This is a genomic window from Fructilactobacillus cliffordii (genome assembly GCF_024029355.1).
In the GTDB taxonomy this organism is placed as follows: Bacteria; Bacillota; Bacilli; order Lactobacillales; family Lactobacillaceae; genus Fructilactobacillus; species Fructilactobacillus cliffordii.
In genome coordinates, this window is the sequence record NZ_CP097117.1 from 1,296,717 (window position 1) to 1,322,842 (window position 26,126).

The 26,126-nt window shown below is 46.9% G+C and carries 27 protein-coding genes and 1 tRNA gene; 21 read left to right on the forward strand and 7 right to left on the reverse strand.

The window, feature by feature from the left end:
- Positions 1–57 precede the first annotated feature (57 nt).
- Together M3M38_RS06435 and M3M38_RS06440 are read right to left on the reverse strand one after the other, a co-directional pair.
- On the reverse strand, positions 58–651 hold the full coding sequence (locus M3M38_RS06435) for an anthranilate synthase component II (protein WP_252813956.1): 594 nt from the start codon (positions 649–651) through the stop codon (positions 58–60).
- Positions 635–2,041 (reverse strand): anthranilate synthase component I family protein, encoded by a 1,407-nt coding sequence (locus M3M38_RS06440; protein WP_252813957.1) that lies wholly within the window; start codon positions 2,039–2,041, stop codon positions 635–637. Before M3M38_RS06440 ends, M3M38_RS06435 begins: the two co-directional genes overlap by 17 nt.
- 854 nt (positions 2,042–2,895) lie before the next feature.
- On the opposite strand from M3M38_RS06440, the gene trpD reads away from it, so the two are divergent.
- Genes trpD through trpA form a run of 5 tightly spaced genes read left to right on the forward strand, consistent with a single transcriptional unit; the run spans position 2,896 to position 7,228 of the window.
- Positions 2,896–3,918: an anthranilate phosphoribosyltransferase gene (gene trpD, locus M3M38_RS06445; protein WP_252813958.1), complete on the forward strand. Its 1,023-nt coding sequence runs from the start codon at positions 2,896–2,898 to the stop codon at positions 3,916–3,918.
- Positions 3,915–4,700 (forward strand): indole-3-glycerol phosphate synthase TrpC, encoded by a 786-nt coding sequence (gene trpC / locus M3M38_RS06450; protein WP_252813959.1) that lies wholly within the window; start codon positions 3,915–3,917, stop codon positions 4,698–4,700. Before trpD ends, trpC begins: the two co-directional genes overlap by 4 nt.
- Positions 4,687–5,262, forward strand: a complete 576-nt coding sequence (locus tag M3M38_RS06455; RefSeq protein ID WP_252813960.1) for a phosphoribosylanthranilate isomerase — start codon at positions 4,687–4,689, stop codon at positions 5,260–5,262. The genes trpC and M3M38_RS06455 overlap by 14 nt, the downstream gene beginning before the upstream one ends.
- Positions 5,263–5,274: 12 nt before the next feature.
- Positions 5,275–6,462, forward strand: coding sequence for a tryptophan synthase subunit beta (gene trpB / locus M3M38_RS06460; protein ID WP_252813961.1), 1,188 nt, complete (start codon positions 5,275–5,277; stop codon positions 6,460–6,462).
- Positions 6,455–7,228, forward strand: coding sequence for a tryptophan synthase subunit alpha (trpA, locus tag M3M38_RS06465; protein ID WP_252813962.1), 774 nt, complete (start codon positions 6,455–6,457; stop codon positions 7,226–7,228). The genes trpB and trpA overlap by 8 nt, the downstream gene beginning before the upstream one ends.
- A gap of 49 nt (positions 7,229–7,277) precedes the next feature.
- On the opposite strand, the gene M3M38_RS06470 is transcribed toward trpA, so the two are convergent.
- Together M3M38_RS06470 and gntK are read right to left on the reverse strand one after the other, a co-directional pair.
- Complete coding sequence (locus M3M38_RS06470) at positions 7,278–8,420, reverse strand: trans-sulfuration enzyme family protein (RefSeq protein ID WP_252813963.1); 1,143 nt, start codon at positions 8,418–8,420, stop codon at positions 7,278–7,280.
- Positions 8,421–8,571: 151 nt separating this feature from the next.
- Entirely contained in the window at positions 8,572–10,128 is a 1,557-nt protein-coding gene (gene gntK, locus M3M38_RS06475; protein WP_252813964.1) for a gluconokinase, read from the reverse strand.
- Between the two features lie 166 nt (positions 10,129–10,294).
- On the opposite strand from gntK, the gene M3M38_RS06480 reads away from it, so the two are divergent.
- The 4 genes from M3M38_RS06480 (at position 10,295) to M3M38_RS06495 (ending at position 13,483) form a co-directional block, all read left to right on the forward strand.
- Complete coding sequence (locus M3M38_RS06480) at positions 10,295–11,074, forward strand: GH25 family lysozyme (protein WP_252813965.1); 780 nt, start codon at positions 10,295–10,297, stop codon at positions 11,072–11,074.
- Positions 11,067–12,071: a Gfo/Idh/MocA family protein gene (locus M3M38_RS06485; RefSeq protein ID WP_252813966.1), complete on the forward strand. Its 1,005-nt coding sequence runs from the start codon at positions 11,067–11,069 to the stop codon at positions 12,069–12,071. Before M3M38_RS06480 ends, M3M38_RS06485 begins: the two co-directional genes overlap by 8 nt.
- A 2-nt stretch (positions 12,072–12,073) precedes the next feature.
- Positions 12,074–13,360, forward strand: a complete 1,287-nt coding sequence (locus M3M38_RS06490; RefSeq protein ID WP_252813967.1) for a DEAD/DEAH box helicase — start codon at positions 12,074–12,076, stop codon at positions 13,358–13,360.
- Between the two features lie 50 nt (positions 13,361–13,410).
- Positions 13,411–13,483: transfer RNA gene (locus tag M3M38_RS06495), tRNA-Arg, on the forward strand.
- A 77-nt stretch (positions 13,484–13,560) separates the two neighbouring features.
- Here M3M38_RS06495 and M3M38_RS06500 read toward each other — a convergent pair.
- Positions 13,561–14,493 carry a phosphoglycerate dehydrogenase gene (locus M3M38_RS06500; protein WP_252813968.1) on the reverse strand — a complete coding sequence of 311 codons (933 nt, stop codon included), beginning with the start codon at positions 14,491–14,493 and terminating at the stop codon, positions 13,561–13,563.
- 182 nt (positions 14,494–14,675) lie between these two features.
- Here M3M38_RS06500 and M3M38_RS06505 point away from each other — a divergent pair, with 182 nt between their 5' ends.
- From M3M38_RS06505 to M3M38_RS06550, 10 genes are all read left to right on the forward strand, one after another.
- Positions 14,676–15,281 (forward strand): hypothetical protein, encoded by a 606-nt coding sequence (locus M3M38_RS06505; RefSeq protein WP_252813969.1) that lies wholly within the window; start codon positions 14,676–14,678, stop codon positions 15,279–15,281.
- The gene (locus M3M38_RS06510; RefSeq protein ID WP_252813970.1) at positions 15,278–15,535 is read left to right on the forward strand and encodes a hypothetical protein; all 258 of its coding nucleotides are present in this window, start codon (positions 15,278–15,280) and stop codon (positions 15,533–15,535) included. Before M3M38_RS06505 ends, M3M38_RS06510 begins: the two co-directional genes overlap by 4 nt.
- A 448-nt stretch (positions 15,536–15,983) precedes the next feature.
- Positions 15,984–16,457 carry an S-ribosylhomocysteine lyase gene (locus M3M38_RS06515; protein WP_252813971.1) on the forward strand — a complete coding sequence of 158 codons (474 nt, stop codon included), beginning with the start codon at positions 15,984–15,986 and terminating at the stop codon, positions 16,455–16,457.
- Positions 16,458–16,469: 12 nt separating this feature from the next.
- Positions 16,470–17,600 carry a 5-methyltetrahydropteroyltriglutamate--homocysteine S-methyltransferase gene (locus M3M38_RS06520; protein ID WP_252813972.1) on the forward strand — a complete coding sequence of 377 codons (1,131 nt, stop codon included), beginning with the start codon at positions 16,470–16,472 and terminating at the stop codon, positions 17,598–17,600.
- 2 nt (positions 17,601–17,602) lie between these two features.
- The gene (locus M3M38_RS06525) at positions 17,603–18,379 is read left to right on the forward strand and encodes an acetoin reductase (protein WP_252813973.1); all 777 of its coding nucleotides are present in this window, start codon (positions 17,603–17,605) and stop codon (positions 18,377–18,379) included.
- Between the two features lie 35 nt (positions 18,380–18,414).
- Positions 18,415–19,275 (forward strand): MetQ/NlpA family ABC transporter substrate-binding protein, encoded by an 861-nt coding sequence (locus M3M38_RS06530; protein WP_252813974.1) that lies wholly within the window; start codon positions 18,415–18,417, stop codon positions 19,273–19,275.
- Positions 19,276–19,825: 550 nt separating this feature from the next.
- Positions 19,826–20,647 carry a MetQ/NlpA family ABC transporter substrate-binding protein gene (locus tag M3M38_RS06535; protein ID WP_252766959.1) on the forward strand — a complete coding sequence of 274 codons (822 nt, stop codon included), beginning with the start codon at positions 19,826–19,828 and terminating at the stop codon, positions 20,645–20,647.
- 198 nt (positions 20,648–20,845) lie between these two features.
- On the forward strand, positions 20,846–21,184 hold the full coding sequence (locus M3M38_RS06540) for a helix-turn-helix domain-containing protein (protein WP_252813975.1): 339 nt from the start codon (positions 20,846–20,848) through the stop codon (positions 21,182–21,184).
- On the forward strand, positions 21,148–21,537 hold the full coding sequence (locus M3M38_RS06545; RefSeq protein ID WP_252813976.1) for a hypothetical protein: 390 nt from the start codon (positions 21,148–21,150) through the stop codon (positions 21,535–21,537). Before M3M38_RS06540 ends, M3M38_RS06545 begins: the two co-directional genes overlap by 37 nt.
- 35 nt (positions 21,538–21,572) lie before the next feature.
- Positions 21,573–22,088, forward strand: coding sequence for a PadR family transcriptional regulator (locus M3M38_RS06550; RefSeq protein ID WP_252813977.1), 516 nt, complete (start codon positions 21,573–21,575; stop codon positions 22,086–22,088).
- A 40-nt stretch (positions 22,089–22,128) separates the two neighbouring features.
- Here the strand turns inward: M3M38_RS06550 and M3M38_RS06555 are convergent, their stop codons facing one another.
- Together M3M38_RS06555 and M3M38_RS06560 are read right to left on the reverse strand one after the other, a co-directional pair.
- Positions 22,129–23,301: an aminotransferase class I/II-fold pyridoxal phosphate-dependent enzyme gene (locus M3M38_RS06555; protein ID WP_252813978.1), complete on the reverse strand. Its 1,173-nt coding sequence runs from the start codon at positions 23,299–23,301 to the stop codon at positions 22,129–22,131.
- A 20-nt stretch (positions 23,302–23,321) separates the two neighbouring features.
- A complete protein-coding gene (locus tag M3M38_RS06560) occupies positions 23,322–24,365 on the reverse strand; it encodes a PTS sugar transporter subunit IIC (protein ID WP_252813979.1) in 1,044 nt (347 codons plus the stop codon).
- A 373-nt stretch (positions 24,366–24,738) separates the two neighbouring features.
- Between M3M38_RS06560 and M3M38_RS06565 the strand changes: the two genes are divergently transcribed.
- Positions 24,739–25,437 (forward strand): hypothetical protein, encoded by a 699-nt coding sequence (locus tag M3M38_RS06565; protein WP_252813980.1) that lies wholly within the window; start codon positions 24,739–24,741, stop codon positions 25,435–25,437.
- Positions 25,438–25,480: 43 nt separating this feature from the next.
- Positions 25,481–26,032 (forward strand): hypothetical protein, encoded by a 552-nt coding sequence (locus M3M38_RS06570; RefSeq protein WP_252813981.1) that lies wholly within the window; start codon positions 25,481–25,483, stop codon positions 26,030–26,032.
- The last annotated feature ends 94 nt before the right edge of the window (positions 26,033–26,126 follow it).

Genomic DNA, 26,126 nt, shown 5'->3' on the forward strand with positions numbered 1-26,126 from the left:
ATATTTTTCCTTATATAACTAAGAGGATTATCATCATAAAAATACTCTACCGCTGCTTTATATTTCATTATTTTCATATACAATCTTCAAAAAATTCTCCACAATCCGTTCCCCCAAACCAGCTTCCGTCAAAATCGATTCCGGATGAAACTGAACGCCATACATCCGTTGGCTGGGAATTTCAGCCGCCATTAATTCTTGATGCTCATCGACGGCTGTTATCCTAAACTCAACCGGAAGGGAAGCTCGTTCACCGACTAGGGAGTGATAACGAGCGACCGTTCCAGTTGTTCCCGCCCCGCGAAAGAGGACACTGGTATCATCAAGTTGTAACCGGGAAGTTTTTCCGTGCATCAAGTGTTGGGCGGGAACTACCTGTCCGTCACAAGCTTGAATCATGACTTGTAAGCCCATGCAGACGCCGAGCATTGGAATCTGACCTTGTAACTGGCGCACCACGTCCAAACTCACTCCCGCATCATCCGGATTTCCAGGACCGGGAGAAAGGACGATTCCGGCTGGGTGGAGTGCCTGAATCTCAGTCACCGTCAGCTCGTCGTTTTTGATCACCTGGATGTCGGTTGTAAACTGACCGAGCAGTTGATACAGGTTATACGTAAAACTGTCGTAGTTATCAATCAATAAAATCATCTGCTAGGACCTCCTGATGAGTGGCTCCTGCCAGTGCCTGGTGCACCACTCGAGTTTTATTGAAACATTCTTGATATTCGTGCTTTCCAACGCTGTCAGCCACGATTCCCGCGCCCGATTGCACCAGCAGTTGGTCTCCTTTTTGCTGCGCCAAACGAATTCCGATGGCAAAGTCACAGTCGCCGTTAAAGTCGAGGTAGCCAAAGGTCCCACCGTAGAGCCCGCGTTTTTGTTGCTCGAGTTGGGCAATGATTTTGAGGGCCGAACTCTTGGGCGCTCCGGATAAGGTTCCGGCGGGAAAGACGGCTTGGAGGGCATCAAGTGCAGACTGCTTGGGCTCAATCTCACTTTCAACGGTCGAAGCGAGGTGCATGACCTGTTGATATTTGTGCAACTGCATGTGTTCGGTGACCCGAACAGAGTTAAACTGGCTCACAGCTCCCAGATCATTACGACCCAAGTCGACGAGCATGTTGTGCTCGGCACTTTCCTTGGGATCGCTTAGTAGTTCTTGCGCCATTTGTTCGTCCTCGGCAGTATTTTTGCCCCGGCGCCTGGTTCCGGCTAACGGAAAAGTAGCGAGGTGCGAGCCCTTCTTTCGCAGTAAGGTTTCGGGCGAAGCAGTGGCTGCTTGAAAGTCGCCACAGCTGAAGTAACAATGGTAGTTTCCCGTGAGTTCCTGGTACAACGCGAGCAGACTCCCCGTGACCTGACCGACCAGGGGATTGGACAAGATGAGTTGGAAAATGTCACCCCGATAAATATGGTCGACAACTTGATCAATCAATCGGGTATAGGTCGGTTGGTCGTAGCCTGGTTGCAGGGGCTGCGTTAGGTGCAATGGGGGTGCAGTGGTAAAGCTAGCCTGTAAGCGCTGCAGCTCTTGCCTCAATTCCGCTAACGTGTCTGGTTCACCCGCGGGCAGATTCTGAATCAGAGTAACTTCGTTCGTTTCTGTAGCAAAGCCCACTACTTCTGTGAAGAGGAGAAAAACGGCATCATCAAAATCGTATGGATTAGCCACTGCCGGAATGTTGGGAAAGAGTTCACGACTATAATCGTAGGACAGGTACCCCACTAATCCGCCAGAAAAGGGGAGTGGTTGGTCTGCTGCATCGAAATGATATTCCTGCAGTAATTGTTCGAGGTAAGGTTGCAGTTTTTTTGAAACAGAGTTCCCGTTGGTTGTAATCACGTGGTTCCGATAGGTAATCCGTTGTTGCGGATGCAACCCCAAGTAAATGATGCGCTGATCATTAAAAGCCGGCTGACCTGTGAGATCAAACAGGTAACCAGCGCCGGGATGCTCTTGATGAGCCTGCGCCATGATCTGAGTGGGATTAAAGTCGGGGTCGTAATACTTAGTAACATGTCTTACATAATTTGTCATTGTGTAACCTCCAAAATAAAGAGCATAAAAAAAGTCCGCCTATAACAAGTAATTGTTAAGGACGGACAGTTTGATCCGCGGTGCCACCTTAATTGGAGGGTGCTTAAAAAAAGCCCCACCCGCCTCAGCGAAGAACAATCATTCTCCCGGAAACTGACGTATTCCAACACGTCACTAAGTACTCGGTGCTCGGCCTTTGATAGTGCCCTCGGTGGTCCATTTAACTACGGGTTGCTTGACTGATCTCTCACCACCATCATTTCGCTGACAAGGTCGCGTAATCTTGATCTCCACGTCATCGGTTTTAGATAACTAATTTGGTTGTAGTTATCGACGGTTCAAATTGATTTTTCTTAGCCTAAAACATTTCAAAGTTAATGTCAATGCTAAAAAAATTTAAATTTATTCTTGACAATGATTTTATTGCTCGTTATGATTAGCAACAATTAAATCCAACCCACAGAAACCGTTGAGATGGAGATTAAAACTAATGTGCCCGCCCAGAGAGTTGCCGGTGGTGAGAATGGCAGCCGAACGCAGTTAGTTAAATGGACCATCGAGGGCAAACCGGAACGCAGTGCAAGTATGGTTTGACGTGCAGACATACGTCAGTTGTCAGGAGGATGATGGTTCTCTGTTAAGTGGGGTAAAAGACGATCTTTCGCTGGGAAGGACCGTCTTTTACCCAAATTCAAGGTGGCACCGCGGGAAACCGTCCTTAACTACAACAGTTAGTTAAGGGCGGTTTTTTTGTTGGTTGGAAAATCCAGGGAGGAATGCAACTTATGGAAAGCAAGCGATGGCAATGCCGGATTGAAGCTGATCAAAACTAGGAATAATAAAAGGAGTTAACTATGATTAAAACCGCAATTACGTTATTGAGCCAACGCCACGATTTAACTGCTGCCCAAACCCACGCTGTGTTAGACGAAATGATGAACGATGGAACCACCCCCAGCGAACAAGCCGCCTTTTTAATGGGCCTCGCCAGCAAGGGTGCTACGGTAGCTGAAATTAGTGGGGCCGCCGCTTCGTTACGCGAACACGCCACCCAGATTCAACCGCAACAGGACGTGCTCGAAATTGTCGGCACGGGTGGAGATCACGCCAATACCTTTAACATTTCGACTACCACGGCATTAGTGGTAGCTGCTACCGGCATCGTCCCGGTGGCTAAACATGGGAACCGCGCCGCCAGCAGTAAAAGTGGGGCGGCGGATGTGCTCGAGGCCCTGGGCGTCAACCTAGCGACGAGTCCTGCCCAAGCAACTCACACTTTGACAACCGAAGGGATTTGTTTCTTATTTGCGCAAAAGTATCACCAAGCCATGCGTTTCGTGGCGCCGGTGCGTCGTGAACTAGAAATTCCCACTCTGTTTAACTACCTGGGACCGCTGGCCAATCCGGCTGGCGCTACCTACCAATTATTGGGTGTGAACGATGTTAGTTTGGTAGAACCAATGGCGCAGGTGTTAGACCAACTCGGAGTCAAAGAGGCGTTGGTGGTGCACGGTGACGATGGCTTAGACGAAGTGACCCTGACAACCACGACGCATTTTGCTCTGTTACATCAGCACGAAATTACCACGGGAATCATTGATCCGGAAGCACTGGGCCTTTCCCTGTGTCAACCTGAGGACTTAGTCGGTGGCACTCCACAAGAAAACGCTGAGATTACCCGCGCTATCTTGCGGGGCGAGCGGGGTCCCCGTCGAGACGTGGTGCTACTAAACGTCGCTTGTGCCTTACACGTGGCTCGACCTGATTTAACGATTGCAGCTGGTTTAAAGGTAGCTGCAGCAACGATTGACAGTAGCAAGGCTGCGCAAAAACTAGCGGAGTTTGTGGCCGCAACCAACGAGGAGGATGACGCATGATTTTAGATGATTTAACTAATGTAACCAAAGCACGCGTTGCCCGAGCTAAAGAGCAGCAACCGCTGGCAGAATTACAATCCCAGGTAGAAGAGCTGGATCTGATCACCGACTTTCCGTTTGAACAAGCCCTGCGCCACCCGCAACTGAGCTTTATTTGTGAAATTAAGCGCGCCTCCCCTTCCAAAGGGGACATTAAAACCACGATTAACGTATCTCAACTAGCCCGGGATTACGCCACAGCAGGCGCCAGTGCCATTTCGGTTCTGACGGAACCTGATTATTTTAAAGGCAGTTTGGCCGATTTAGAGACCGTAACTCAAACCGTCTCGCTGCCAGTGTTGCGCAAGGATTTTACGGTGGATCCGTACATGATTTATGCGGCAAAACGGGCCGGCGCCAGTGCCATTTTGTTAATTTGTACCATTTTATCCGATCGGGAACTATGCGAGTTCCTTGCGCTGGCAAATCACTTAGGCTTGTCCGCCATCTTTGAAGCGCATAACGCGACGGAGGTCCAACGGGCGGTTGTTGCGGGCGCACGGATCATCGGGATTAATAACCGGAACCTAAAAAACTTCACGGTGAACTTTGACAATGCTAAGCAGCTCCGGGCAGCAGTGCCTACCGACACGTTGATGATTGCGGAAAGTGGGGTCAAAACGGCGGCTGACATCCGTGAATTGAGTAAGATCGGCGTGGACGGCGTTCTGGTCGGTGAAACGATGATGCTGACAGCAGATCCCGTGGCTAAATTGAAGGAGTTGCGTGATGGTGAAAATTAAACTGTGTGGCCTCCACACGCTCGCTGACATTGACAAGGCTAACCAAGTGCAACCGGATTTTGTTGGTTTGGTTTTTGCCCCTAGTTCCCGGCAGGTGGATTTGGCGACGGCTCGGCGGTTAACCCAAGCCTTGGATCCCACCATCCCAGCGGTCGGGGTCTTTGTAGGCGCTGACTTGAAAACGGTGCTGGCGGCCGTACAGGCTCAGGTAATTCAGCTGGTGCAGTACTACGGCAGCCTGCCTCCGGATTTGATCAATCAGTTGCACCAACACCACGTTCAACTAATTCAGGTGGTGCAAACGACCGAGGAAATTGATCCAGCTGCCGACTACGTGATGTTTGACGCTAGTCGCGGCCGAGGCCAAGCTCCCACGCAATTTGAAGCACATCATTTAGCTAAAACAGAAATTTTATCCGGAGGCATCACCTTAACTAACGTCCGGGAAGCCGTGGCAATCGTAAACCCCGCGGTCGTGGACGTTTCGAGTGGGGTGGAAACCAACGGACAGAAGGATGTAACGAAAATGCAAGCACCAACGGACTTAGTGCACCAGTTATAGGAGGAAATCAAGATGACAACCAACGGTAAATTTGGCGGGTACGGGGGGCAATTTGTCCCGGAAACCCTGATGCAGGAACTGCATGAAATTGAAACCACCTATTTAAAATTACGCGAGGACCCGAAGTTCCAACGGGAATTACACGACTTACTGGATAACTACGCCAACCGGCCGTCGCTGTTGTATCACGCTCAGCACATGAAGGAAAAATTAGGGGGCGCTCAGATTTACTTTAAACGGGAAGATCTGAATCATACTGGAGCACACAAGATTAACAACGTCCTGGGGCAAGCCCTAGTGGCGCGCTACATGGGCAAGCGCAAGCTAATCGCTGAAACCGGAGCCGGTCAGCACGGCGTCGCGACCGCAACGGTAGCCGCTTTACTCGGGATGGATTGTGAAATTTACATGGGGAAAGAAGACACTGAACGGCAACGCTTGAACGTTTTTCGGATGGAATTGTTGGGTGCTCAGGTCCACGCGGTGACCAACGGGTCGATGGTCCTGAAGGACGCGGTCAACGCGGCCATGCAGGCTTGGGTTGCTGATGTAACCGATGCATTCTACGTGTTGGGATCCGCGGTGGGTCCCCATCCGTTTCCCATGATGGTTCGAGACTTTCAAAGCGTGATTAGCATTGAAGCCAAACAACAGATTCTGGAAGCCACTGGAAAGCTGCCGGATGCTGTGGTGGCCTGTGTTGGCGGTGGAAGCAACGCGATCGGGAGTTTTGCCTCCTTTCTGGATGACGAAACGGTCCAATTAATCGGTTGTGAAGCAGCTGGAAAGGGCGTACATACGCAGCAACAAGCGGCCACGATTACCAACGGAACCGATGGAATTTTTCACGGAATGAAGTCCAAATTTCTGCAAAATCCGGCTGGGCAAATTGATGAGGTGTATTCGATTTCAGCCGGTCTGGATTATCCGGGGATTGGTCCTGAACATGCGGCGCTATCCCAATCCGGGCGGGCACAGTACGTGCCGATTACGGATGACGAAGCCGTGCAGGCCTTTGAATTTATTGCCAGGACGGAAGGAATCATCGCGGCGATTGAAAGTTCGCACGCGGTTGCTTACGTGGAAAAATTAGCACCAACGATGCGATCGGACCAGACGATTATTTGCACGCTGTCCGGGCGGGGTGACAAGGATGTCGCCGCGATTGCACGCTACAAAGGGGTGAAGATTGATGAGTAAAGTGGAACAGATTTTTGCGAACCACAAGGCGTTTGTTGGGTTTGTTGTGGCCGGAGATCCGAGTCTGGACGCAACCGTGGATAACATTCTGGCACTTGCCGCTGGCGGGGCGGATCTGATCGAAATTGGGATTCCATTCTCGGACCCGGTTGCAGATGGTCCGGTAATCGCAGCGGCCGATAAGCGCGCGCTGGACCGGCAGGTGACGACGGATGACGTCTTCGCTGTGATTCGGCGGGTCCGGGAGCAGTCGGACGTGCCACTGGTCTTTTTGACCTACGCCAACTTGGTCTACCAGGTTGGGTATCAGGAATTTTGCCGCCGGTGTGCGGAATTAAACGTGGCCGGAATGATTATTCCAGACTTACCGTACGAGGAACAGGATGAGTTGCTGGTGGTCACACAGGAATTTGATTTGGATCTGATTCAACTGGTGGCGCCGACTTCCAAGGCCCGAATTAAAAAGATTGCGCAACGGGCGACCGGCTTTATCTACGTGGTTTCGTCCATGGGAACGACCGGAACGCGGGATAATTTTCAAACTGATTTACGGGCTGTGACGGATGAGATTCGTCAGTACACGGATACGCCCGTTGCAATTGGCTTTGGGATTCATACCCCAGAACAGGCTTACGCGATGAGTCAAGTGGCCGACGGGGTGATTGTCGGGAGTCAAATCGTGGAATTGATTGATAAAGCCGGTGAGCAAGCGCCGGCGCAATTAACTGCCTACGTGCGGGAAATGAAACGAGCGATTACTGAATAAACGAAAAAAGTCGAGAAGCACCAAGCTCCTCGACTTTTTATTTTATTTTTTAATCATCCAAACTACGCAACGCCGTTTGTAAATCCTCAATCAAATCCGCTTGATCTTCAATTCCAACCGACAGTCGAATCAGATTGTCTTGAATTCCATCCTTAATCCGTTCCTCACGCGGAATGGCACCGTGCGTCATGATGGCGGGCACTTCAATCAAGCTATCCACGCCACCGAGACTTTCAGCCAGAGTAATTAAGTGCAGGTGGTCAATGAACTGTTTAGGTTCGTACGCTGGTTTGAGTTCAAACGACAACATGGCACCAAAGCCGCGCATTTGCCGCTTGGCAGTCGCATAGCCCGGATTGTTGGGATCACCAGGGTAGTAAAGCTTGCTAATGTGGTCATCCTGACTAAGGAATTGGAAAATCGCCTGGGTGTTTTCCTCGTGAATTCGCATCCGCGCCCCCAGCGTCTTAATCCCTCGTTGTAACAGCCATGCTTCTTCCGGGGCTAGGACGCTCCCAATGGAATTTTGCAAGAAGCCGATTCGTTCCGTTAACTGGTCATCATTGGTTACCGCAATCCCGGCAATCAAATCACTGTGACCACCGAGGTACTTTGTCCCAGAAGCCACCACGATGTCAGCGCCTAGCGTCAACGGTTGTTGGTTGTAAGGCGTCGCAAAGGTATTGTCTACGATGGTGTAAGCCCCATGTTGCTTGGCAATTTTACTTAATGCTGCTAAATCAGAAACCCGGAGGAGGGGATTAGTCGGCGTTTCGAGATACAGGGCCTTGGTATTGTCCTGAAAGGCGGTTTGGACCGCCTCTAAATCAGTGGTGTCTACGGTTGAAAATTCCAAGCCAAAGCGTTTCATCACCTGGTTGATGAGACGGAAAGTTCCTCCATAGATATCATTGCCCACAATGATATGGTCACCGGCGGAAAATAACGACAGGACGGCATGAATGGCAGCCGAACCGGAACTAAAGGCAAAGCCCGCAGTTCCGACCTCTAAGTCAGCCATTAAATCTTCCAAAGCCTGGCGGGTCGGATTCCCCGTCCGCGAGTATTCCCAGTCGGGATGACCGAGTTCCTTTTGGTGAAAGGTGCTGGCCCGGTAGATGGGCATTGAAACCGCACCCGTAGTGGGATCTTCGCTGATGCCACCGTGCAATAACTTGGTATCAAATTTCATGATAAACTCCTTTAGTAAGTTGCAAATTAATTAGGACGCTAGTTAGCTAGGTGATTCTTATTATTAGTAAGTATAGATATCCTAATTACGGGTGTCAATTATGAAGGCAAGCAAAAAGACCCATCCTTACATGGATAGGCCTTTTCATTAATTATTTTTGCTCATCGTCTTGTTCGTTTTCACTTTGCCGTTGGAACGTAGCAATGTTCTTGTATTCGGGTTTCAGGGCCCGACTTAAGCGAATGTAAATTGGAATTAATTCCCGGTAAGCCTTGTAGTTTTCGGGGTTCGGTTTGTGCGTGTTGGTAACCCCGACAAACTTCTCCACGTCGTACAAGCTATCAATCATCTTGAAGCTGTACATTCCTAATACAGCGGCACCCAAGGCCGTTCCTTCTACACTTTCGGGGATGTTAACGTCTTGTTCAAAGACATCAGCTAACATTTGGCGCCAAAGTTCGGAACGGGCGAAACCACCGGTGGCCTGAATCTTAGTTGGTTCACCCACCACTTCGGAAAGGGCCAGCATTACGGTGTACAGGTTGTAAACGATTCCTTCCAGAGCAGCCCGAATCATGTTCGCCCTCGTGTGTTGCCGGGTTAATCCGAAGAAGGTTCCCCGGGCATCGGCATCCCAGATAGGAGCTCGTTCTCCCCCTAGGAATGGCAGGAAGATTAAGCCGTCTGAACCAGCGGGAACGGACGAAGCAATGTTAGTCAGTAAGTCGTAGGCATCAACGTGCATTTCTTCGGCCGTTACTTTTTCGGGTAAGCAGATTTGGTCCCGAATCCAGCGGAAGACGATTCCACCGTTGTTAACTGGTCCGCCGATGACCCACATGTCCTTGGCTAGGTAGTAACAGAAGACCCGAGCCTTCGGATCAATCCGTGGTTTGTCACTGACAATCCGCACGGCCCCAGAAGTTCCGATTGTAACGGCAACGACACCGGGTTTAATGGCATCAACCCCGAGGTTCGCCAATGGACCATCAGAAGCACCGATTACGAACGGAATGTCTTTGTCGATTCCAATCATATTAGCGTAGCGTTCGTTCATGCCTTGGAATTGGTAGGTGGTGTCGACTAATTCAGGTAACTGGTCACGCGTTACCCCGGCAACGGACATGGCTTGGTCGTCCCAGTCCATGTTAAAAATGTTGAAGAGGGCCGTGGCGTTTGCGATGGAGTAGTCTTCTTTTAATGTGCCGAAGAATTTGTAGTTCACGTACTCTTTGATTCCCACAAAGTAGCGGGTCTTTTTGTAGATTTCTGGTCGTTCGTTGCGAATCCACATGATCTTGGTTAACGGCGTCATTGGATGGACTGGAACTCCCGTCTTTTTGTACAGTTCCATCCCGATGCCGTTGTTTTTGAGTTCATCGGCATAGTTAACGGCCCGGTTATCGGCCCACGTGATGGCCCGCGTTAGTGGTTTGTGGTTTTCGTCCAGACAAATCAAACTGTGCATGGCACAAGAGTACGAAACTCCTTTAAGTTCGCCGGGTTTCAAATCGGCTTTTTCAATTACCTTGGATAGCCCAGAGATGATGGCACTAAAAATTTCCTCTGGATCCTCTTCGGCCATATCCGGTGTATCTTGATACAAGTTGTACAAGTCGTTGGAGTAGCCGCGGACCTTTCCTGCTTCGTCATAGAGCACCGTTTTGGTACTGGTGGTTCCAATGTCAAGCCCAATTACGTATTCCATAATAATTCCCCTTAATTGCGAATTTTAGCTGGGTCAGCTAACTTTTATTTAATCTATTGTAACGCTTACATTATATGGGAAATTGGGGAGCACTTCAAGCGAGAGCATGCCAATCATGGTAAGATAAGGGTACCAAAAACGAAGTAAATGGGGATGGAGAAACACAGTGAAGCGAACCGATTATCATCGCAGTCAGCAAAATAAGCACCGACTGGTAATTCTTGGCATCGTGGCCGTGCTCCTGATAGCCGGAGGACTCGTTTTCAACCTGGTTCTCAATCGTCATCAACGCCAGCAGGCCTTTTTACGCAACTACCCGGTGCGCGGGGTTATGTTAGACCAGACGGATGAGTACGCCGACTTTAACCAATTGCAAACGAACGGGATGAAGTACGTCTACATCCGTGCCACCCAGGGAGCCACGTTTACTGATGATGACTTTAACGATAATTACACCCGTAGCATTGGTTCGGGGCTGAAGGTTGGGGTCTATCATCAGTATAGTTTTAGTAGCTCGATTCCGGACCAGGAACAGAACCTGAAACGAACGTTGGGCAATAACATCGGTGACCTGCCGATTATGATTAACGTGTCCTATTATAACGACTATAACGCGGAAAATGTGGATCAAAAGCGCCTGAAACGACGGTTGCAAGAACTGGTTGCCTGGACGGCGCGTTATTCCAACCGTCCGGTCCTCATTAAGACTAGTTTTGCGAACTACCGCGCGCTGCGTGACCTGCCGGACACGGAATTTATGCTGCCGCGGACCCAAACCGGTAAAAACGTGACCTTTGCCAGTTTAACCAAGCAGAATCAGCTTTATAATAACGGTAAGGGGAGTGATTTTCGGATGACGGCCTTTCACGGGAGTAAGGTACAATGGAATCAGTACCTGCAAGTGTTAAAACAAAATGAAAGCAGAAAGAGTGATTTAAATGATTAAACTAGGAACGATTGGAACCAACTGGATTACGGAACGTATGATTGAAGCGGCCCATGCCACCGGTGACTACCTGTTAACGGCCGTTTACTCCCGCCACGAAGCTAGTGGTGAAAAGATTGCCAACGGGCATGGGGATGTAACGATTTATACTGACCTAGACCGATTCTTGTCAGCAGATGATGTGGACGTGATTTACATTGCTTCGCCAAACGTCTTGCACCATTCTCAAATTATCCAAGCAATTCAACACGATAAGAATGTGATTGTGGAAAAGCCAGCGGTTTTAACCCAATACCAGTTCCAAAACATTTTGGATGAGTTAGCATTGCATCCACAAGCTCACTTTTTTGAAGCCGCTCGTAACGTTCACATGCCGGCCTTTCAGGTGGTGGCTGACTATCTCAACGATGTTGATGGAATTGACGGGGCTGACTTTACCTTTAGCCAGTACTCATCTCGTTACGACAAGGTCTTAAATGGAGAAACGCCCAACGTCTTTAATCCGCAATTCGGGGGTGGCGCGTTAGCGGACCTCGGAGTGTACCCAGTTTATGATGCCGTTGGTTTGTTTGGGGTACCCGAACGGCTGGCTTACTACCCAACCATGATTTCTACCGGTGTGGATGGGAAAGGAACCGCAGTCTTAAACTACGGGGATTTCGATGTCACGTTGAACTTCAGTAAAATCTCGGCCTCGACCCATAATTCTGAAATTTATCACGGCCGCGAAATCATCACGTTTGATAGCGCAGGGGAAGTAACGGAAGCCTCCATCATTCGCGAAAACCAACGCCAGATTCTGAGTCCCTTGTACGGTAAAAACCCAATGATTCCGGAAATGAGTGACTTTGCCCGGGTCTTGAATGATCCTGACAATGAACAGAACCAAGCGGACTACCACCGCTGGTTAGAACAAATGCAAAATGTGAACCTGGTATTGAGCCGCCTGGCCAACTTTGCTGGAATCGAATACCCCACTAAACTGGAGGAAGATTAATCGTGTTAGAACAATTTGCCACTCGCTTTAACCAACTAGGCTATGCTGCCCCCACGGCAATTCAGAAGGCCGTCTACGAACCGATGATTGACGGCGGAACTGACATCGTAGGGCTTTCGCCAACCGGTTCTGGGAAAACGGTCGCCTTTTTAATGCCCATTTTGGCGAACCTGATTCCCGGCGAAGGGACCCAAGCCATCGTGTTAGAACCTTCCCAAGAGCTTTCCATGCAGGTGACCAACGTCATTCGGGATTGGGGTGCACCGTTTCATGCCAAGGTGTTGCCCATCATTGGGGGTGCGAACGTCAAGCGCCAACAGGAAAAACTGAAAAAACGGCCCGAAATCATTGTGGGGACCCCCGGACGAGTGTTGAGTCTCTTGCAAGACCATAAGCTGAAGGTGCAGGGGATTGAAACCGTGGTTGTGGATGAAGCGGATGACTTACTCCAGGATGATTCCTTAGAAAAAGTCCGCCAAATCATTGCCACGGTGCCTCGGGATGCCCAGGTGGCCTACTTTTCGGCGACCGATAGTGAGATTCTGCACCACCTCGACGAGGAGATGGGAAAACCGGCTGACATCATTGACATGCGCGCTCAGGACCAAAGTCGGGGCGAAGTGCGCCACGGCCAATTTCAAGTCTCGCGGGGAAAACGGAATGACGTCTTAAACCGGCTCACCAAGCTACCAAACTTCAAGGCGTTGGTCTTTTTCAACCAAACCACGGAGTTGAACCGGGCCGCTAACTTCTTTAAGCACCAGGGTTATTCGCCAGCAGAAAAGCTGAGTGGAACGGAAAACAAACTCCAACGGGAACGGGCGCTCAAGGCTTTTCGCAAGGGACAGATTAAGCTCTTGCTAACGACCGACGTGGCGGCTCGAGGCTTAGACATTCCGAAGCTACCGGCGGTGATTAACTATGACCTGCCGGCTGACGCCACGACTTACGTGCACCGGGTCGGGCGGACCGGTCGGATGGGGGAACCAGGCCTCGTCATTAACTTTGGGGATGATCACGATCTCCGGGACCTAAAGAATCTCTTAAAGGAAACGGAGTACGACCTCCAACCGATTTACTACTATCGTGGCAAGTTGGTGGACCATGTCGATGTACCGGCGGTTACGTCGGTCAAACCAGAAAAAACAACGGCAATGTCCAGAGCAGAACGACAACCGTCTTCCCAACCCACGATGACCGAGCGTCCCGTGTCAAATCCGTCCAAGCAACGCAAGCGGAAGAAAAATCGCCTACGAGACCGGAAAAACAAGGGGAAACCGCGTCGGTAATCACCTTTACGAAACTAAATTTTCATGAGAAAATAATCAGGAAGTCAATTGGCCCCATAGCACAACTGGATAGGGCATCCGCCTCCTAAGCGGCAGATCTCAGTTCGAGTCTGAGTGGGGTCATTCAGCATCCTGCTTTTCATGGGATAATCTAACTAAAAAACACGAAACTCAGCTGAGTTTCGTGTTTTTTGCTTGCACTAGTGAACCGGCCACTGTGGTTGTTCACCTTCAGCGACGCGAATGATTTCTTTAACGGCATCAGTAGCCATTCGATCGTTACATTCGACGGTGTTGGCAGCAATGTGTGGCGTCATTAAAACGTTATCGAGTTGATATAACGGACTAGTTAGTGGCAGTGGTTCCTCGTCAAAAACGTCAAGAGCAGCTCCACTAATGCTACCGGTTTGGAGCGCCGTAATTAAATCAGGCGTGTTGACAATTGCTCCCCGCGAAAAGTTAATTAAGACGGCGGAATCCTTCATCAGGTTGAATTCGCGCGCGGCAATTGAGTGCTTGGTTGCTGGTAAGACCGGCATGTGAAGCGTCACTACGTCCGCTTCTTGTAGCAAGGTGTCACGATCGACCACGGTTCCGTATGTCGCTTTCGTGGCGTGGGGCGAACTGACCAAAATCCGCATGTCCAGGGCACTCATTTTCTTTTCAACCATTTTACCGATTCGGCCGTAACCGATGATCCCCAGGGTTTTACCAGCGAGGTCGAAGCCGACGTGGCTACGCGCTTCAGCCCAATGACCCGCCCGCATTTCGTTAGTAGCGGGAACCAGGTGTTTAGACAACGCTAGAATTGAGGCCATCGTGGTTTCGGCGACCGTGCTGGCGTTAGCAAGTGGCGTGATGGTAACGAAGATTCCATGCTTGTTTAAGTACGGAACGTCGAGGTTGTTATAACCGACTCCATAACGTGCCAGGATCTTGAGGTTCGGCATATGGGTAATCGTGTCGTTCGGGAAGGGAGCGGTGTAGAGAATCACTCCAAAGGCATCCGAAGCTAATTTAAGTAAGGTACTCGTCTTTTGGTCGGGTAGTTCAACAATTGTAAAGCCGTGCTCCTTTAAGAGCTTTTTTCCTGCGGGTTCTAAGTTTTTTGGAATCGCAATTTTTTTCGGCATGATGATCCTTCTTTCACGAAATTTAAAGTAGTTTAACAGTTCTATTTTACAAGAGAAGTCATAAGAACGGAACGAAGCTGCTTAACTCTTTTTTAAACACCGTTACGATAAACTTTGCACCGGAAATCAGCAACTGGTGCTATACTAAATAAATATAAAATAGAATAGAGAGGGTGGACGTCGTGGAAACGTTCAAAAAATATCGCAAACAAATTGGCGTGGGATTGCTGATACTGGTGGTTGTGATTGTGGGTATCTTGACCGGAGTCAATCGATATCAGCTTTATCAGGAGCAAACCAAAGCGGATAATTTGCATACTAAGTATCACATGTTGAAAAAATCATACGATGAAATGACGACTGATGACGTGACGTATCAAGAGAATTTGACGTATGAAAACGTGAAGACGATTGCGCAAACCAATAATGACGTTTTGAAAAAGGTCATGCAGGAAACGTTTGGCAATTATCCGACCGACGATGCTAAGCAAAAGGCGATTAAAACCGTCCAAAAGCAGTACATGTCAAATGCCGATGCAACTGCTTTAATTAACTCGGTGCCAGGTACGACCCAGTTAAATAACGTCAGCATCTATAACTATAGTAGCCCTGAAGCTCGAGGGGGGCATTACTACTATTCCAACGTAACGGTTACCTTTTACGGCCGGCATCACCGGCGCTTACACACCAACCGGTACTTATTTAAAGTGGACTTAAACAAGGGTGATCTGAACTCAAACAAGGTTCGGTTCCACCTCATCCAAATCTTTAAGGAGCAGAGACGATGATGAAAAAGTTAAAGCAGATTGTGACTCCCGCCCGGATGATCGTGGTGGTTGCCGTGGTTATTTTAGCTGGCTTGGTAACTTGGAACGTTTCAATTTATAATCAGCGAAAAGCAGCCCAGGCGGATGCCACTACGACTCAGCAGAAAATCAACAAAGTTAGTAAAGACTTTACGCCCAAGTATAAAAAGACAGAAGCCCAGGCGAAAAAAGAATTTCGTGCAACGCACAGCGATCCTTTAAACCCTGGCAATTAGGCGATTAAAAGAGTTCATCACAAGGTGGTGGACTCTTTTTTTGGCACTAATTTTAATTTTTCGTTTGACAAAATATCCGAACTATATATAATAAGTACCAACAATTAAATGTAAAACGTAAACAAAAAGAACGGGAGAGTAACAAACGTTCGATAGTTCAGAAAGTCTACGGTTGCTGTGAGTAGATCGAATCGACGTTTGCGAATATGGCCCGCAAATTGGCAGCATTGAGATTTAAATGCTGATGGGTTGGCAACCATTATTCACTGCACGCGTTAGTTTTTGACGTTGGCGAGGATAGGTGCGTAAGTAGCTATCAAAGTAGAATGGTACCGTGGAGAAATCCGCTTCTAGTTAATGACTAGGAGCGGATTTTTTTGTTTCTCGAGCTTTTGTGGCACGTTTAATTGGAAAATTGGTTAACTAAGATTTGAGAGGAGTTTTTTTGATGACAAAAGTAGAAAGTTTCACGTTAGATCACACGCAGGTACAGGCCCCGTATGTGCGACTGATTGCTGCTGAGGAGGGTGATCAGGGGGATGTGATTTCCAACTTTGATTTACGACTCGTGCAACCCAACGCCAATGCTATTCCCACGGCTGGCTTGCACACGATTGAGCATTTACTAGCCGGACTGTTACGAGATCGCCTCGATGGAGTGATTGATTGTTCGCCGTTTGGATGCCGAACCGGTTTTCACCTGATTGTGTGGGGTGCCCCGACGGCCGCGGAAGTAGCGCAAGCCCTGAAAGCAGCCCTTACAGAAATTCGAGATGAGATTGAATGGGATGATGTGCAGGGTACCGACAAATATAGCTGTGGGAACTATCGCGATCACTCGTTGTTCTCGGCTAAGGAATGTTCCCGCGATATTTTAGCCCAAGGCATTAGTTCTGACCCGTATGAACGGAAATTAGTTTAGGAGGATTTAATTATGACAGCGACCCATTTTGACATTGTAGGCAGTTTTTTACGACCGGAACGCTTAAAGCGGGCTCGGGCCAATCGGCAAGCAGGCAACATTAGTGCCCAGGATTTAATGGACGTGGAAAATCAGGAAATTGCTGATTTAGTTCAAAAAGAAGTCCAAGTGGGCTTGAAGATCGTGACCGACGGGGAATTCCGCCGTAGTTACTGGCACTTAGATACCTTCTGGGGCTTTGACGGGATCAAGCACACCCATCAGGAACACGGCTACCAGTTTCATGGAGTAGAAACCCGAAACGACTCGGCTCAGGTGGAAGGCAAGATCAAGTTTAATCCTAACCATCCAGACTTACAGGCCTTCCGTTACTTACAATCGGTCGTAAAAAACTATCCGGGCATCACCGCGCGGCAAAGCATTCCGTCCCCCGCGCAGCTATACGCCGAACTAGTTCGCGGCCCCGAAAACATTGCGGCGGTCCAAAAGTATTATCCGAATCATCAGGACTTAGTGCATGACATTGGGACAGCCTATCGGGACCTGATCTTAGCGCTATATGAAGCTGGTTGTCGGGACGTGAAGCTCGATGACTGTACCTGGGGAATGTTAGCGGATCATGATTTCTGGAAGTTAATGACGGATCAAGCCGAAGACATTGAGCAGTTGCAACAGGAATACGTGGCCTTTAACAACGCTGCGCTCGTAGATTTACCGGCTGACTTACGGACCAGCACCCACGTGTGTCGCGGAAACTACGCTTCGACCTGGGCCGCCCAAGGGGGCTACCAACCAGTGGCCAAGACGTTGTTTAACGAGGAAAACGTGGAAAACTACTACCTTGAATTTGATGACCAGCGGGCCGGGGACTTCCAGCCATTGGCGGAAGTGCCAGCCACCAAAAACGTGGTGCTGGGCTTAGTAACTTCCAAACGACCGGAATTAGAAAAGCCAGAAACGCTTAAAGAGCGCGTAAAAGAAGCTAGTCAGTACGTCAATTTAGACCGGTTGGGCTTGAGTACGCAGTGTGGTTTTGCTTCAACGGAAGAAGGAAATCACCTTACGGAAGCCCAACAGTGGGACAAAATTAAACTCGTGATTGAAACGGCCAACCAAATTTGGCCAGCAACGAAGGAGGACTAACGATGCCGAAAAAAGTAGCAATTATTACCGGGAGTGGTCGCGGGATTGGAGCTGCGATTGCCAAACAATTAGCCGGAGAGGGATATGCGATTGCGGTGGCAGACATTGACTCCGATACTGCAGATCAAGTCGCTAATGACATTAATCAGCAAGACAACCAAACTGCCCGTTCGTACGTTGTCGACGTGGCAGAGCGTGACGATGTCTTTCGCTTAGTTAACGAGGTGGTGCAGGATTTCGGCCAACTGGATTTATTTGTCAATAACGCCGGAATCGCCTTCATTGCGTCCATCGTGGACAGTAATCCAGAGGAGGTTAAACGGTTGTTGAACGTTAACCTGCTGGGAACCTTCTGGGGGATTCAAGCGGCAGCCACGCAGTTTAAAAAGCAGGGCACCGGTGGCAAGATTATTAACGCCGCTTCTCTAGCTTCCGTGGAGGGATCCGCCTTACAAGGAGCTTACTCAGCTTCAAAGTTTGCAATTCGAGGACTCGGACAGTCGGCAGCCAAGGAACTGGCGCCGGATCACATCACCGTCAATGCCTATGATCCCGGAATTGTGTTGACCCCATTACGAGATGGAATTGACGAAACAACTGCGAAACTAAAAAATACGACCTTTTCTGAACAACGCCAGGGAGTGGTGGATGAGATTGCCTTAAAACGGGCCGCTACTCCCGAGGATGTCGCTCAGGTGATTTCCTTTCTAGCTTCGCCCAAGGCCGATTACATTACCGGCCAATCCATTCTGATTGACGGGGGAATGCGCTTCCACTAGTTGTGAGGTAAGAAACTAGATGGGAGAGTGTTTTCATGAAAAAAGGAAGAATCATTGGAATTGGGGTCATCGTCGTAGTGGTGCTCTTGGGAGTGTGGACCTTTTGGGGGCACGCCCACCAACAAAAAGATGAAATTACGTTAGGTACAATTGGCTCGGATGCCAAAATTTGGAATTACATTGCCAAGCAACCGGCCACGAAAAAAGCACATATCAAGTTGCAAGTTAAGAGTTTCACCGACGGAGTGGCACTCAATACGGCAACGGCACAGGGCAAGGTGAACGTGAATGCCTTTCAATCGGATGCTTACTTGCAGGCCTATAACCAGAAGAATCCGAAGCAGCAACTCGATGTCATCGGAACCACATACCTGGAACCGTTAGGAATTTATTCCACGAAATACAAGCAATTGAGCCAGATTCCAGACGGGAGCATAATTGCGATTGCGGATAATCCCTCTAATACCGCCCGGGGCCTGAAGTTATTAGCCCAAGCCGGCTTAATTAAGTTGAAGCCCAACTTTAGCACGTTGTCGGGGCTGAACGGAATTGCAAGTAATCCGCATCAGTTTAAGTTTCAGGAAATCGATGACACAACCGGTCCCAGGGTAATTAAGGATCAAAAGGTGGCCGCGGCGTTGATTAGTAACACGATTGCGCTGGAGGGGCATCTGAACGTGTTGACTGATTCCTTGTACCATGAGCAGGTCAACCAGTCGACCAAGGCCAATATTAACGTGCTGGCGACCGCCAAAAATGCCTCAAAGCAACAGAAACACCAGTACCAAAAACTGTTGCAGATTTATCACAGTAAGAACGTGCAAAAATACGTTCAGCGTGAATTTGATGGGACTAAGATTGAGGTCCAGAAACCAGTCAGTTATTTACGCAACTAGGTTGGCTAATCCCCGAAGGAGTGAGAAACCATGATGTTACTGTTGAAAATAATTGCATTGATCGCTTTCTGGCTCCTATATTTTTGGGTGGCGGCCTGGGCTTTTCGTGTCGATATTATTCGGGAAATCAGGGTTAAATTTAAAGCAAAATTAAAAAAGTTTGGCTTTAGTCAATGATTCATGTTATACTTATTAAAAATTAGTAAAGGAGATTCGTGGAAAATGTTAATGACAACGTGTTGTTGTTCAATGCTTAACTAATCAATTCTGAAAGCCGATGGATTTTCTCATTGATTAGTGGTGACGCTGGATTTTTGGGAAAATTCATATTGAACTGGAACACATTTTCGCGGATTTACTTGTCAACCTACGAAAAAGAGGTCGCTGTCAGTATGAATTGACAGGGACCTTTTTTGTCTGAGGAGGATTACGATGAATCAAAAATTAGTTACGTTACTAGGAAAATATCGCGGTGGCCAAGCCTGTTAACATTGTTACTAGATTTGAACCACCGCAGAAACTGGTAATTAAATAAAGGAGACTCATTATAATGAAGAAAAAGTACATTATCAGCGGAATTATTGTTATTTTCGCCCTAATTTTTGTATTTACGTTTATCATCAAACCCAAGCAGGATGACTCGAAAACAATTCGGTTAGCTTCTTCGCCCGGTCCTTACAGTGAATTATTCCTGAAAGGGGTCAAGCCAATTCTGGAAAAGGAAGGCTACAAAGTTAAGAACCAGTCCTTTAGTGACCTTTCCTTAGCCGACGTGGCCATTAATAACGGCGAAGCCGACCTGAACGTGGACCAACACACGGCTTATATGAATAATTTCAATCATGAAAAGCACGCACATTTAGCCGCTTTAACAAAGATTCCGACCGTTCCGACTGGAATTTATCCCGCCAAGAAACACAGTCTAAAGGAAGTTAGTGATGGGGATAAGGTTGCCATTCCTAACGATCCGTCCAACATGGCACGGGCCTATAACGTGTTAGTTAAGGCTGGCTGGATTACTTTGAAACCGGGAGTTGACCCAATCAAAGCGACTAGCAAGGACATTGCTACAAACAAGTACAATCTAAAGATTACGGAAATGCAAGATGTGCAGATTCCGCGATCGCGGTCTGATTTTGACTACGTAATTTTACCAGGTTCAACTGCTTATCCAGCTAAGATTTCCACGAAGACGATGTTACTGCCGGAAGATATTAAACCGGACTATTACCTCGTGGCTGCTGTAGATAAGAAGAGTGAAAACAAGAAGTGGGCCAAAGCGGTTAAAAAGGCTTACCATTCCAAAGAATTTAAACAATACCTGAAGGATCACAACAAACAGAGTTTTTGGAAGACGCCAAAGGGTTACTAATTAAAATGTTACTAACAGCTCCCACTGGTTAAGTGAGGGCTGTTTTTTTGAGCCAAAAGCGACTGTTAACCGATAGTTGCGCATTTGCAACGCAGAATTGCGGGGTGAAACGAAGCTGCAACCGCTAAAACCAGAAAAATGCTTTGCAAATGAAAGTTAATTCGGAATAATGAGATTAACCTGGAAGGAAGTGAAACAATGGAAAATCATTTTGCTAGTCAGTTAAAAAAATTACGAACGAAACAAGGATTCTCACAGGAAGATTTAGCCCAGCAGCTGTTTATTTCCCGCCAAGCAGTGTCACGGTGGGAAGCAGGAACCGCCTCACCGGATTTAAACACGTTGATTAAACTAACCCAGCTTTTGGATTGTTCGTTGGATGAGTTGGTTTTTGCCCAACCGGCTTCTGAACCACAGAAAACCAAAGCAACGGGCATGAACTTTTGGGAGTTCATCCATCTAGATTGGTGGTTAGTTTTTGCGTTCGGCGGTTTTTTCATTTGGATGTTGCGGGCAATTGTAAGATTATTTTCGTAACGGCGCTACACACCAATTTACTGCAAGCCCAACAAAAATCGATTATGGATGCCAACCAGCGGATTGAGCGGTTACAATTTCCCATATCTGTCACGCACGTAATTGAACGGCAAATCCAACAAGCAATTCGACACCAGCAACCGACGCTCACCGCGCGGTCAGTTCCTGATTCACGACTGCAACACCAAATTGGTTTGATTAAAAAGGAAACGAGGGCTAACTTTGTGAGCGCCTTTCAACGGCTGTACCAACGAACATTACCGGTGAGTGGCCTGGCAATTTTAACCGAATTCTTATTTAAGCGTTCCCAGGTTAGAAAAAAGTTTTTCTTTTCCCGACAAAGACGCTTATAATAACAACAACGAAGTAACACAGGAGGGCCGATGGAATGAAGGGAAAAGAAATAATTTTGGGACTGCTTGACACCCGAGGACCGCTAACTGGCTATGAAATTAACGAAATCATTCAACAGCAGTTAAACCACTTCTATGATGGTAGTTATGGAATGATTTATCCCACACTGCGCAAGCTCGAAGAAGATGGATTAGTAACCAAGCAGCAAGTTAACCAAACGGAAAAGCCCAATAAAAACGTCTTCTCGATTCAGCCGGCGGGAAAAAAGGTCTTTCAAAAGGCGTTGCATGCTGATTTAAAGGGTGAGACCTTTAAGTCGGATTTCTTGTTAAAGCTGTACTTTGGGGATCAACTCACTAAGCAGCAACAACGGAATTTATTGCAACAAGAATTAGATTTTAAGCAGCTCAAGCTGGATGCGCTCCATGCTAACTGCGACGAATGGCAGCAAAATGGCATTACGGCCAACCAACAGTTTACCGTTGATTACGGGATTGCGACTTATGCAGCCCAAATCAAGGTGTTACAACAAGCATTACAGCGTTTATAGCCCAACTAAAAACCTCGCCACAATCGTGACGAGGCTTTTTCTATTCATTGCGGTTTAAGTATTCTTGGATGCGTTGCATTGCTGCTTGCAGATTGTCCATCGAAGTGGCGTAACTAATCCGGACGTAACCTTCTCCACCAGGTCCAAAGGCTTTTCCGGGCACGACGGCCACTTTACCTTTACGTGCTAAGTCGTAGCTGAATTCAAAGCTATCTTGAATTTGATCTGCCGGGATTTTGGCGAAGATGTAGAAAGCGCCATCGGGATTAGCTAATTTAAAGCCCATGTCCTGGAGCGCGGGAACGATGAAGTTCCGTCGTCTTTCGTACTCGGCCTTCATGGCAGCCGTGTCTGCTGCTCCGTTTTGGAGGGCCTCGGTCGCGGCCGCTTGGGCGTTGGTTGTGGTAGAGGTAATTGTAAATTGATCAATTTTTTCAAGTTGATCGGTGATGTCCTTAGGCGCAGCCATGATGCCGATTCTCCAGCCGGTCATCGCGTGAGACTTCGAGACTCCGTTAAGTAGGATGGTTTGGGCGGGCAAGAGGTTCGCAATCGAAACGTGGGGGCCGCTGTAAGTTAGTTCACTGTAAATTTCGTCGGAAATGACGAAGATGTTGTGTTGCTTGATAATCTTAGCTAATTTTTCTAAAGCAGCGCGATCATAAGTTTTTCCCGTCGGGTTGGATGGGAAGTTTAAGACGATGGCTTTAGTGTTGGGATGCGCTGCTAGCGTTTCTTCGAGCTGTTCGGGCTTCAGCACAAAGCCGGTCTTGGAGGTGTCCATGAAGACTGGATAGGCGCCGCGTAACTGGGTGACCGGAATGTAAAGGGGAAAAATGGGAGTGGGAATTAAAACATCATCACCAGGATTTAGAATCGAGGTGAGAGCCGCGTAAATTCCACCGGTTGCCCCAGCAGTCATGATAATTTCGGTTTCCGGATCGTAATTCAAGCCGTAACGTTGGTGCAAAAAGTCGGATGCGGCCTGCCGAAGCGCTGCTGTTCCCCGGGTGGGAGCGTAGTGGCTTTCGTCATTGTTAATGCTGGCAATGGCCGCTTGTTTAACGTGTTCGGGGGTCGGAAAATCGGGTTCCCCGAGGGTCAAAGGAATCAGATTGGAAATTTGGCTCACGTCGTCATTGAATTTTAGAATGGCGGAGGGTGACAGTTCAAGCATTTCATGGTTCATGTGGTTCACTAATGGATTAGGCATGGTAAAATCTCCTTTTAAAATTATTGGTAATCAATGTGAAAATCTTCGGCCGTTTGCAGGTGGAGCTTGTCAGTAAAGAGGTAGCGACTGAGAAAGGCGAGCGCAACCGGTAAGACGATGAATAATAATAGACTCACGATGATGGCACTTCCCGTGGTATGCGGATGGGCGTCTAAATTGGCCAGTGGTCCAACTAAGCCGGAGAGCCCGAATCCGGCACTAACTGGAGTTCCCTTGACGTTGAACAGCGCTCCGATGCTTCCCACGATGGCGGCGTTAATCATGGAAGGAATAAACAACTTCGGTTTCTTTAACACGTTGGCCATCTGAATTTTGGGGGTTCCGACGAAGTGAGAAATGGTGGTCCCCAGGGAATTTACCGATGATCCCGCGATGGCAACGGTGAAGGCGGCGGCCGTAATTCCCAGATTGGCAGAACCAGCGGCAATGCCAGAAATTCCAATTGCCGTGGCAATTCCCACCGAGCTAATCGGGGAAAGGACGAGAATCGCAAAACAGATGCCCATGAGGGCGCCCATGATTAACGGTTGTAAACCCGTGAACTGCATGATCAGCTTTCCGATGGCCGTGGTAAAGGCGATCACTGGTCCAAGAGTCACAAGTCCAATCCCACCGCCAATCAGTAACGTTAGCGTTGGTAACAACAGAATCGTGTAACCTTTAAGGCGTTTGCCCACGAAAATGATGAGGGCATAGGCTACCGCGATGGTAATTCCGATGTTTAAAACGTTCCCGCTCCCGGTTACGGCGATTTGACCTTGGTTAAAGTGGGCGTTTCCAGCTCCAACTGCGGCCGCAAGGGCTAAACAAGTAGTCTGAATCGGCGTGAACTTGGCCAGCATCCCGACGCAAACGGCACTGGTGGCCGGCAGTAACATGGCTGCAATTCCAGTCATGGCGAGGATGATGCTTAAAAAGGGGGCATGAGGGACTAATGGCTTTACGATGGCATTTAGGATTGCACCCGGCACGAGAGCCACAATTAATCCAATCGAGATTCCATTTAAAATATTATTGGTAGCGGTTTTGAGCGACGTTGGCATAAGCAGTCCTTTCTAAATTAAACAATGCTAAACAAAAAGCCTAGTTAGAATCTAGATTCTAACTAGGCTAGTTTTTCCAGAAAATTCAAATCCTAACGGACCAACCTAGTTAAAATCGTTTCAGATCTAACTAGGCAACCAAAAATTACCTTACTTAGATCTGCGTGGGTTCCAAGTAAAGTAAAAATAAAAGCTGGTTGATCGAAGTGACTGACTGGTCATGATGAATTTCCTTTCTAAGTTAAGTTGGATTAATTAAACAATGATTTGAACTGGTTGTCAAGGAAAAATTATACTTATTTGTCGTCATTAGTATTTACAATACTTAATATAAAGTTTATATTTAAATAAGAAATAGGATGTTATTATAATCATGAAAATCTTATGTTTTCTAAAAAATTGGGCGCCTTTACTTACTGCTATATCAATTATTTTTGGACTAGTTATATTTTTATATACTAATTTTCAAGGCCCTAAGTTAATTGCCAATACTAATTATAAATCTAGTTATTTTGTAGATGGAAATAATAAAAAATATTACACTTATAACGTTAGGAATATTAGCCATAAAACATTTATGGTTGCACATAATGAAGAAACAAAGAAACATTTTTTTGTGAATATTCCAAACAGTGGAGAGAAAGTTGACTATCCGTCAACTTTTAATAGTGAAAATAATGTGATTGAGAAAATATCATATCCTGATTCATTTAAGTATTCTAACAAAATTAATAGAGATAAATTCTATATTGAGCCAAAGTTACTAACTGTATGGAGAGTACCAAATAAAAATATACTTTCGTTTGATAAATATACTTATATTGCTAGTTACGGAGATAAATGGACAGAAATAAATAGTCAGTCTTGGGAAATCATTTGTAGAATTTATAGTAATAATGATGATAATAGTGTAAATATCCCTTATAGTAACGAATATTACAATAATCCTTATAATGAGGCTTTGAAAATTGCGACTAATAAAAATATAGATAAATTAGAAGATCAACATAAAATTAAAAATGATTATAAGGGAAATGATATTAATCTTGTTTTTGATATTATTAAACCTTAAAGTTAGACTATAGTTATCAATTAATTTGGAGGGGCAGATAATTATGAAAGATTTTATTACTAATATTATATATTTAATTTTTCCAATAGCTGTTCAGGAAATTTTTTCCCTTATTATTAATAGGGGACGAAGGTCAGATTTATTTAAATCTAACTCTATTTTTAATTTAAAAAAGAGTAATACAACTTTAGCTCCTTGGGCTGGTAAGCATAGGAAGACCGCAAAATGGATTACCAATATAATGGTTGGATTTTTAATTATTTCAATATTGATTGTTGATTTTTATGCCATCTATTCATATAAAGGAAATAGTATATTGTTTGTTGTAACAATTTTGTTAATTAGTGTTCTATCAATAATATATATTTACACAGATACCAAAAAACTCAAAATGATTATTGAAGATAAAATTAAATTTCCCGTGTTTAAAGATAGTTTAGGTAAGTCATATGTAATATTTTCTAAGTACAATGACTTATATATTGGTCAAGAAGAACGAAAATATTATAATTATAGTGATGATGGGTTTATACTTATTAAATTATCCGGTATATATGATTTTGAATTAAAAACAGCAACAATTGTTTTACAGTGACATATGAAAATTGACTCTTTGTCAAATGGTATTGATGAGTAAATGATTTAATAAATATGTCTGCATTAGGAGGTGGAATTCTTAACGAATTCTG